The organism is Psychrobacter sp. FME13 (assembly GCF_014861395.1).
In the GTDB taxonomy this organism is placed as follows: Bacteria; Pseudomonadota; Gammaproteobacteria; order Pseudomonadales; family Moraxellaceae; genus Psychrobacter.
Genome location: NZ_RRYV01000126.1, coordinates 1 through 8987 on the forward strand (window position 1 = coordinate 1; position 8987 = coordinate 8987).

Consider the following 8987-nt stretch of genomic DNA (forward strand, 5'->3'; position numbering starts at 1 on the left):
GGGTAATAACTGTCGCCTTAGACACCGATTAAGACGAGCGGTTAGAAAAACCTGTTGTTTCTCTAAGAAGCTCGATAATCACTTCAAAGTGTTTGATATGGTGTTCTTTTACATCAATTATGGCTACGTCTGATGCCAGCATACTTTTTAGAACACCACCGACCTCTTTAATCCCTCTTGAATACAAAAATCGCAATCGAGCCTCATTCAACAATGCTGTCAATGACTCCAGCGTGAGATGATGGCCTGTATCAATTTCAGTATGCCGCACACGCATCACTGTTTCAAAGACAAATAGATCGTTATCAAAGTGCAACTCTTTTTTTGACACGTTATCTCCTAGATTGATGGCAGTTAATAGCTTCTGCTTTTTATCGTATAAATTGGCAGTATCATGATAATGAGCTTATGATACAAGGATAATATTTGTGATAAGTAGTCTTGTATGACGAGCGCTTAGATTGTATCAACGCTTGGTCTCTACCAAAGCAAGGTTTAGGTTGTCATTCAATTCATTTGAAAGAAAACCTACCACTTTGTTCTCGTTGCTATAAAAAGAGCTATGAATTTGATTATACTCTTTATTTATAGTGATGGTTGACTACTACAAGTCTGAAACTTTACTTGGCAAAACAGTGCATTATCTGCTAAAATACGGCCTCCCACCTCAAGGCAAATAGCAGTTTAGTGGTTGTTTTTATACTACTACGCTATATTAACTATTTGACGACCAGGTTCTATTAAAGACAAAGAGGCAAGTCATCATGAAAGTTAAGATGAAAACCAGAAGCGGTGCCGCTAAACGCTTCAAAAAAACAGCAAACGGATTCAAGCGTAAGCAAGCATTCAAAAGCCATATCTTGACCAAGAAATCAGCTAAGCGTATTCGCCAGTTGCGCGGTCTGAAGATGGTGGACAAGTCTGACGAAGCAGCAGTTCGTCGTATGTGCCCATACATCTAATAGCCTATCGTCATGTGTTTTTAACAAAGAGTTATCTCTTTAATTAAAAATATTTGGCTTGCAATCTGACAACGATGTTTATCAATGAATAACATTGTTGATCGTTTAACAATGATTAAGAATTCTTGGAGTAATTTATGGCCCGTGTAAAACGTGGTGTACAGGCGAATCGTCGTCACAAAAAAATCCTAAAACGTGCAAAAGGCTACTACGGTGCCCGTTCACGTGTTTACCGTGTAGCGGTACAAGCAGTGACCAAAGCTGGTCAATATGCTTATCGTGACCGTCGCAACAAAAAACGTACTTTCCGTCGTCTTTGGATTGCACGTATCAATGCTGGTGCACGCTTAAACGGCTTAAGCTATAGCCGCTTTATCAATGGTATGAAAAAAGCAAACATCGCAATCGATCGTCGTGTACTTGCTGACATCGCTATGCATGATGCAGCGACTTTCACAGCATTGGTCGAAAAAGCAAAAGCGGAATTGGCCTAAATATTAACCGTCCTTTAGGTAGATTACTTAGTAAATACATTACTTGATAAGTAATCATCTAAATGGATAGGACTAATATTGATTAATAGTATGATATTAATAAAAGCTACCGCTGGTCGGTGGCTTTTTTTATATTAATTTATTTTAAGGTTGGCTTTATCAGAGATAAGCTGCCCCTTTAATTTTTTGATATAGCATTTCTTACCGTCTAAATATTCAAGCCATTCATACTGCTAGCCTTTGGTTTAAAATGATAGGGCAAATGGTTTGCAATATTTGGTCAAACCCCTACAATTACTAATCACTATTATTAATAGTCCGTTTAAATCAGGAATAATGCGTCTTATGACTACCCCTGCTGCTATCAACGATTTGTCGGCGCTACCGACCTTATCCTCAGAGCTTAACGAGTTGACAGAGTCTCAGCTAACAGAATATGCCAATGCCGCTGAAGCATTGGTTTTACAAGTCACTGATGCACGCGCTTTGCAAGATTTGCGTGTGCAATTAACAGGCAAAAAGAGCTCACTAACTGGCTGGTCAAAGCAGATGGGCAAGCTCAGTGCTGATGACAAAAAAACTTATGGTGGTTGGTTACATGCGGTACGTAGCCGTATTCAACAGACATTGACTGATCAGCAACAACAGCTAGAAGTAGCTGCACTAAATGCCAAACTCGAAGCAGAAAGTATTGATATTACATTGCCTGCTCGCGGTGGTCAAAAAGGTCACTTGCATCCGGTTACGATGATTACCCAGCGTATGCAGCAGTATTTTGTGCAAGCAGGGTTCAATGTGGCGACTGGTCCTGAAGTCGAGAGTGATTATTATAACTTTGAAGCACTCAATATTCCATCGCATCACCCTGCACGAGCGATGCATGACACATTCTATTTTGATGCGCATTACTTATTGCGTACACATACCAGCCCAGTGCAAATTCGTACGATGAAAAAGAATGAACCACCCATTCGTATTATTTGTCCTGGTCGCGTTTATCGTAATGACTCAGATCAAACTCATTCACCGATGTTCCATCAGTTAGAAGGACTTATGGTCACAGAGTCGAGCACATTTGCTGAGTTAAAAGGTTTGATTAGTGAGTTTTTGGAAGCGTTTTTTGCCAAAGAGCTGACTGTACGTTTCCGTCCATCATTTTTCCCATTCACAGAGCCTTCTGCTGAGGTGGATATCTTAGATGACAATGGCAAGTGGCTTGAAGTGATGGGCTGCGGTATGGTGCATCCACAAGTGCTGACCAACTGTGGTATCGATGCCGAAAAATATACGGGTTTTGCTTTTGGTATGGGTATTGAGCGCTTTGCGATGCTGTATTACGGTATCGATGATTTGCGTTTGTTCTTCCAAAATGACGTACGCTTTTTAAAGCAGTTTGGCTAGATTTTCGTTCTTGATATTAATACGTCTACCTTTATTCTAAAATTCTGATCCGAGATACTTATGAAAATTAGCGAACAGTGGCTACGTCAATGGGTGAATCCCACAAATACCAGCGAACAGTTGGCCGAACAATTAACAATGGCAGGACTTGAGATTGATGACCGTTATGCGGTAGCTCGTGCTTTTAGTGGCGTGGTCATCGGAGAGGTCGTCAGCGTCGAACAGCATCCAGACGCTGATAAACTGCGAGTCACGCAGGTAAATATCGGTGAAGCTGAGCCGCTACAAATCGTCTGCGGTGCCCCTAATGTCACCGTCGGTATGAAAGCTCCAGTTGCCACAGTCGGTGCAGTTTTGCCAAGTGATGATAAGAAAGGCTTTAAAATTAAAAAAAGCAAACTACGTGGTGTTGCCTCTAATGGCATGCTCTGCGGTGCTTCAGAAATTGATTTAACTGATAACATTGATGGTTTGCTTGAATTGCCAACTGATGCACCAATCGGTATGGATATCCGTGAGTATTTGGGTTTAGATAATCAAATACTGGATATTTCAATCACTCCGAACCGTGGAGACTGCTTTAGCGTACGTGGTATCGCTCGTGAAATATCAGTCATTAACGACCTACCAATACAAATGCCAACTATCGCTGACAACATCACCATTACTGAAAATAGCGCAACACCAAGCGTTACAGTGAATGCCGTTGAAGCATGTCCTCGCTACTTATTACAATCGATTAGCAATATCGATCGTAGCATTGAGACACCGAAATGGATGCAGGATGCGCTCGTTCAATCAGGGCTACGTTCACATAACTTTTTGGTTGATGTGACCAACTATGTATTGATGGAATTGGGTCAACCGCTACATGCATTTGATGCTGATACCATCGTTGGCGATATCGTTGTGCGTCTGGCAGAGCCTGCGGAGACCATTACTTTACTCAATGAACAAACGGTTACCTTAACAGGTGATGAGTTAGTCATTGCTGATGATAAAGGCGCACTGGCACTTGCTGGTATCATGGGTGGTCAGCGTAGTAGCGTTACGGATAGCACGACCAATATTGTGCTAGAAAGTGCTTTCTTTGGTCAGCTTGCTATCGCCGCTCGCGCACGCCGCTTTGGTTTACATACTGATGCGTCGCAACGTTTTGAGCGTGGGGTGGATTTTGAGTTACCAGCGCTAGCATTGGCACGTGCTTGTGACTTAATTATTAGCGTCACTGGCGGTCAAGCGGGTCCTATAGTAAAAGCTGAGAGTAGCGAGCATTTACCAGTGCGTGCGCCAATTACTTTACCAATCACTAAAGTTCGTGATGTCATCGGCATTGAGATTGAGCCAGCAGAGATGGTTCGTATTTTGACTCAGTTAGGGTTCGACGTAGAGCAGCAAGAGGATGTGCTAGTCTGTAAGCCGCCATCTTATCGCTTTGATATGAGTATTAAAGAGGACCTCATTGAAGAGATTGCCCGTATCTATGGCTATGACAATATCCCAAGCGTCCTGCCACATTTGCAAGTCAGTATGGATTATGATGACACGGCAGATTTGACCCATCAGATGAAGCTGTCACTGGTCGATAATGGCTATATGGAAGCGATCAGCTTTAGCTTTAGCGATGCAAAACTAGAAGCGTTAATTGATGATGAGGCTTTGGGAGAAGTGTTGGCATTGGCCAATCCTATTTCTAGTGACTTGGCAGTGATGCGTCGCACCTTACTATCTAGTTTATTGCCTTGTGTACAATACAACCTAAACCGTCAACAACCACGTGTGCGTTTCTTTGAAACGGGTTTGAGTTTCGTGGGTCGTAGTGTTAGTGACTTGCTACAAACGCCAAGTATTGCTTTGGTAGCAGTTGGTGATGTGTGGGATGAGCAGGCTTATCAAAACCGTGCGCTAGACTTTTATGACCTCAAGCATGATATTGAGCAATTATTACCTGCACAGATAGACAGCGCACGTGTTCGTTACGAGCGCAGTGAACTAAACTTCTTACATCCTGGGCAGAGCGCTAAATTATACATTGATGATACCTACGTTGGTTGGTTGGGACAACTGCATCCTAGTACAGCAAAGCAATTAGACCTACCTGCCACTTGGGTTGCTCAATTATCATTGGCACCCTTGCTAACCCTTGCTCGTGAGCAACATACGATCACCACACCAAGTAAGTTTCCACAAGTACGCCGTGATATTGCAGTCTTAGTAGATAGTGATATCAGTTTGCAAACATTAGAAACCACGATTCGGGCTGCTGCAGGTGAATTGCTCAGTGATCTTTGGTTGTTTGATGTATATCAAGGCGACAAAGTACCAGCAGGCCAACGCTCATTAGCTTTTGCACTGGTATGGCAAGACAGTACGCAAACATTATCTGATGATGCTGTGAAAACCACGACTGATAAGGTTGTACAAGCGCTAATAGAACAACACTCAGCACAGCTACGCGATAGCTAATTTTTTATATCGATATAAATGCTCTGTAGTCTTGTCATTCATGAGGCTATGGGGCATTGCTATTTGTAAAAAAATCATAAAAAAGTTAAGTGGTTATTAATAAAGGACTTTAACACGGTTTTTGTTAAAAAGATGTCCAAAACCCTTTATAATAGCTACCCTTAACCCTCATACCGCTAGACCATGATATTCGACATCACGACATAGCATAGGAGTCGTACTGTGAGCACTTTAACCAAATCTGACATGATTGAGCATTTGATGAGCCACCTTAACCTAACACGCCAAGAAGGTCGCTGTCTGGTAGAGAACTTTTTTGATGAGCTGTCAGAGAGTTTGATTGATGGCAAAGAGGTCAAGCTTTCAGGCTTTGGCAATTTCGAGCTTAAAGACAAAAATAGCCGTCCAGGTCGTAACCCCAAAACAGGGGAGCCAGTTGCGGTATCAGCCCGACGTGTAGTCACGTTCAAAACAGGACAAAAATTTCGTCAACAGGTTGATGAGCGCTTGTTTGATGCCTAATACAGGCTTTTGAGTTAATAATATGAATATGATGATCTAAGCATTTTGATGTTTAGGTCATTTTTTAATATTTTTTATATAAGCGTGTTTATTACTGCCTATACATGAGTGCTGATATTAGGGTCTGTTGAACATTCAAATATTAGGACTGCTTTGCCCGTTTGCAAGGCGAGAGCTGTGATCGAGTGGAGGGCAGGGCTATTTTTTGCCAATACATGGCGACATTGTCTAACCTAGAACGACTAGGCGTCAAAAATTTCCCTGCGTATTGTCTAAAAAATAGTCACTGCCAGTATCACATTTGAATGTTCAACAGACCCTAGTAGATATCATAAATAATAGGCACAAAAAAAGAGAGCTAAGGCTCTCTTTTTTACTACCGTAATTTTATCATATAAACGATAAAAATTACTGAGCAGCTGGTGCTTCTTCTTCAGTAACAACGTCGTCTGATGCATCAACAGCAGCCATGTCGCCTTCAGCAGCTTCGCCATCTACAGGAACTTCAGCAGCAACTTCGGCTGTAGCATCAGCGATGTCAGTTTCAGCAGCATCAACAGCAGCTTCAGCGTCAACAGCAACTTCTTCGCCTTCAGCAGCAGCTTCGCTTAGGTCGTCTTGTGCTTCTTGTACTTCACCTTGTGCATCATCTAGGTTGTCAGCAGCTTCTTCTGTGTTGCTACCACAAGCAGTTAGGCCCATAGTTGCAGTCATGATACCAGCTAGAGCAAGTAATTTAAGTTTCATAGTGTTTTCTCCGGAAAAATGAAATGACCAGTAGTAGTAACATAAGTTGAAATTTGAGATTTCTCATAATCCCACAAGTCTTAGTCACAGATACTCAGCTTGCACGCATTCTATATGTTTTCTATCTAAATGGAAATAGTCCGTACAATTAAGTAACAATAAAAATATAAGTTTAATTTTACTTCGTATATTTATTATTATCTTTAATATAATAAAATATATTGGTGGAAATAAAATTAAAGATATTAGATTGTTTTTAAACAGTTTTTCTAAAATTTTGCGTACAGTTAACTTTGCAATAATTTACTGCATTTATCTCCATGAATATAGTAAATAAATGTAACGATTGTAGCAATATAAGTAAAATAGAGAGCTATTGGCTATCAAACGCACTTTATAAACCTTGAATTATCAAGGTAAGTAATGATGCTAACGGTTATATTGCATGAATAATTATTAGGGTGTATTGAGTATTAAATAGCGCCTATTAGTGAATGTTTGATAGACCCTAGAGCGTATCCTCACTTTGAAAGTGCAGATAATATCGAGATATTAGCAGGCTACTTGAAGCAGTTTGGCAAATAGTTAGACATTTTTAGTCCATTTAATATTTATTGTTTAGGTTGAGGATACACCATAATATAAACAGTATTATATATCGTATGTTTAAGGAATAAAGTTATGAAATGGCAAGGTCGACGTGGTAGCTCAAACGTACGTACTAGTAGTATTGGCGGTAAGGTAGTGGGTGGCAGTATTGGCGGTATTATTATTGCTGGTATCCTATGGTTAGTATTCGGAGTAAATCCGATGACGGCTTTACAGACGGGTCAGGTAGTCGCAGGCAGTGGTAATAATAATAATACCTCTACCGAAGCTGCAACCAGTAATGATCGAGATACGCAGTTTGTAAAAGTAGTATTGGCTGATACAGAAGAAGTTTGGCATCAAATATTTAACGAAGCAGGTAGTACCTATAAAGAACCTTCCTTAATTCTTTTTACAGGTCAGGTCAACTCAGCGTGTGGTAGTGCTAGCTCTGCAACTGGTCCATTTTATTGTCCAGCGGATCAGACGGTTTATTTAGACACATCGTTTTTTGTAGAAATGAACCAAAATCTAGGCATCACTGGTGACCAGCAAGGATCTGGTGAGCAAGATAATGCTGGCAAAGCAGGTGACTTTGCACAAGCGTATGTTATTGCACATGAGGTTGGTCATCATGTGCAGACTTTACTAGGTATCAGTCAACAAGTTAGCGAAGCCAGTCGTCAAGTGACGCAGGTAGAAGCCAATAAGCTGTCAGTGCTACAGGAGTTGCAGGCAGACTGTTTCGCAGGTGTTTGGGCGCAGCGTAATCAAGAGCGTGTAGAGTTCTTGGAAGCGGGTGATATCGATGAAGCCATCAATGCAGCCAGTCAAATCGGTGATGATCGTTTAGCGAAGGCCAGTGGTGGAGCCGTTGTACCTGATAACTTTACTCATGGAACCAGTCAGCAACGAGTGTAATGGTTCACTCGTGGTTTAGAGAGTGGTAGCGTTCAGTCTTGTGATACTTTCAGTGGTGCCTTATAAAGGTATTTCGTGTCTCCTCAAAGAAAGAATATTCCTCCAAATGCAAAAAACCTGCAATCGATTGCAGGCTTTTTTATGTCAGCTAAGATTCTATCAAGGTGGGATGCAGCCTTGATAAGATTAATTAGCGAGTTTGATCAAGAATATAAGCACCAGCACCACCAATTGCTGCACCACCAAGTGCGCCCTGAGCGATATCTTCGCTATTGCCGCTACTCTTAACGATAGCACCCGCAGCAGCACCAACAGCAGCACCTTTAGCAGTGTTGCTCAAGCCACTGCTATATCCGTTAGTTGCACAGCCGCCCATGATAAGAGCAGAGCTAGTAAGAGCAGTCATTGCAATAGTTTTAGCAAATTTCATAATATCACCTGTTAAGTTATCAAGTTAGTTAATCATAGTCAAAGCACGATATTTGCATTGTCCAAGTATCTTGGTACTAACATTCAGTATTAGGGTACTTGGGCAATAGTCTTGAAATGACCTATTTTGTTATCGTAAGACATATCGTGGTCTGTATTAATAAAGACTGCGTTAAATGTACCAAAAATTGATACTGCTGTCGATTTGTGTAGCAGAGTATGCTTATAGTAACCCGACTACCAATTTATGCGCGTAGTAAAAGCGCTATTCTTTGCAAATATCCTGTAAAGGATGTTTCTCCACTGTGTCCTTGATGAATATTTTTCTGGAAGTTATTACACTTGCATAGATATAACCCCACTCTCAACTTCGAAAGTGATTGAAAAAAGAAGAGCACCTCACTAATCTATTGTTTTCGACCAAGAATACAATGGAGTTGTGAGATGCCCATAGACG

The 8987-nt window shown here is 41.2% G+C and carries 7 protein-coding genes and 2 pseudogenes; 7 read left to right on the forward strand and 2 right to left on the reverse strand.

The genetic code is table 11. The annotated features are described in order from the left end of the window. From EI164_RS12345 to EI164_RS12375, 6 genes and pseudogenes are all read left to right on the forward strand, one after another. Positions 1-133 (forward strand): annotated as a pseudogene (locus tag EI164_RS12345) (IS1 family transposase); the annotation flags it as partial. A gap of 631 nt (positions 134-764) precedes the next feature. Then, positions 765-962, forward strand: a complete 198-nt coding sequence (gene rpmI, locus EI164_RS12355) for a 50S ribosomal protein L35 (RefSeq protein ID WP_011281253.1) — start codon at positions 765-767, stop codon at positions 960-962. A gap of 137 nt (positions 963-1099) precedes the next feature. Then, positions 1100-1456, forward strand: a complete 357-nt coding sequence (gene rplT, locus EI164_RS12360) for a 50S ribosomal protein L20 (RefSeq protein WP_011281252.1) — start codon at positions 1100-1102, stop codon at positions 1454-1456. Positions 1457-1801: 345 nt separating this feature from the next. Beyond that, positions 1802-2857 carry a phenylalanine--tRNA ligase subunit alpha gene (gene pheS, locus EI164_RS12365; RefSeq protein WP_192520256.1) on the forward strand — a complete coding sequence of 352 codons (1056 nt, stop codon included), beginning with the start codon at positions 1802-1804 and terminating at the stop codon, positions 2855-2857. A 60-nt stretch (positions 2858-2917) separates the two neighbouring features. Next, complete coding sequence (gene pheT, locus EI164_RS12370) at positions 2918-5323, forward strand: phenylalanine--tRNA ligase subunit beta (protein WP_192520257.1); 2406 nt, start codon at positions 2918-2920, stop codon at positions 5321-5323. A 222-nt stretch (positions 5324-5545) separates the two neighbouring features. Beyond that, on the forward strand, positions 5546-5845 hold the full coding sequence (locus EI164_RS12375; RefSeq protein ID WP_110923573.1) for an integration host factor subunit alpha: 300 nt from the start codon (positions 5546-5548) through the stop codon (positions 5843-5845). 408 nt (positions 5846-6253) lie between these two features. Here the strand turns inward: EI164_RS12375 and EI164_RS12380 are convergent, their stop codons facing one another. Beyond that, a complete protein-coding gene (locus EI164_RS12380) occupies positions 6254-6592 on the reverse strand; it encodes a hypothetical protein (RefSeq protein ID WP_192520258.1) in 339 nt (112 codons plus the stop codon). Between the two features lie 681 nt (positions 6593-7273). Here EI164_RS12380 and EI164_RS12385 point away from each other — a divergent pair. Further along, positions 7274-8167, forward strand: a pseudogene (locus EI164_RS12385) (neutral zinc metallopeptidase). Between the two features lie 124 nt (positions 8168-8291). On the opposite strand, the gene EI164_RS12390 reads toward EI164_RS12385, so the two are convergent. Next, positions 8292-8531 carry a hypothetical protein gene (locus EI164_RS12390; RefSeq protein WP_192520259.1) on the reverse strand — a complete coding sequence of 80 codons (240 nt, stop codon included), beginning with the start codon at positions 8529-8531 and terminating at the stop codon, positions 8292-8294. Positions 8532-8987: the final 456 nt, after the last annotated feature.

Bases quoted from the DNA above. Each gene is read 5' to 3' on its own strand.
- rplT (WP_011281252.1), top strand. From the start codon at position 1,100: ATGGCCCGTGTAAAACGTGGTGTACAGGCGAATCGTCGTCACAAAAAA.
- pheS (WP_192520256.1), top strand. From the start codon at position 1,802: ATGACTACCCCTGCTGCTATCAACGATTTGTCGGCGCTACCGACCTTA.
- pheT (WP_192520257.1), top strand. From the start codon at position 2,918: ATGAAAATTAGCGAACAGTGGCTACGTCAATGGGTGAATCCCACAAAT.
- rpmI (WP_011281253.1), top strand. From the start codon at position 765: ATGAAAGTTAAGATGAAAACCAGAAGCGGTGCCGCTAAACGCTTCAAA.
- EI164_RS12390 (WP_192520259.1), bottom strand. From the start codon at position 8,531: ATGAAATTTGCTAAAACTATTGCAATGACTGCTCTTACTAGCTCTGCT.
- EI164_RS12380 (WP_192520258.1), bottom strand. From the start codon at position 6,592: ATGAAACTTAAATTACTTGCTCTAGCTGGTATCATGACTGCAACTATG.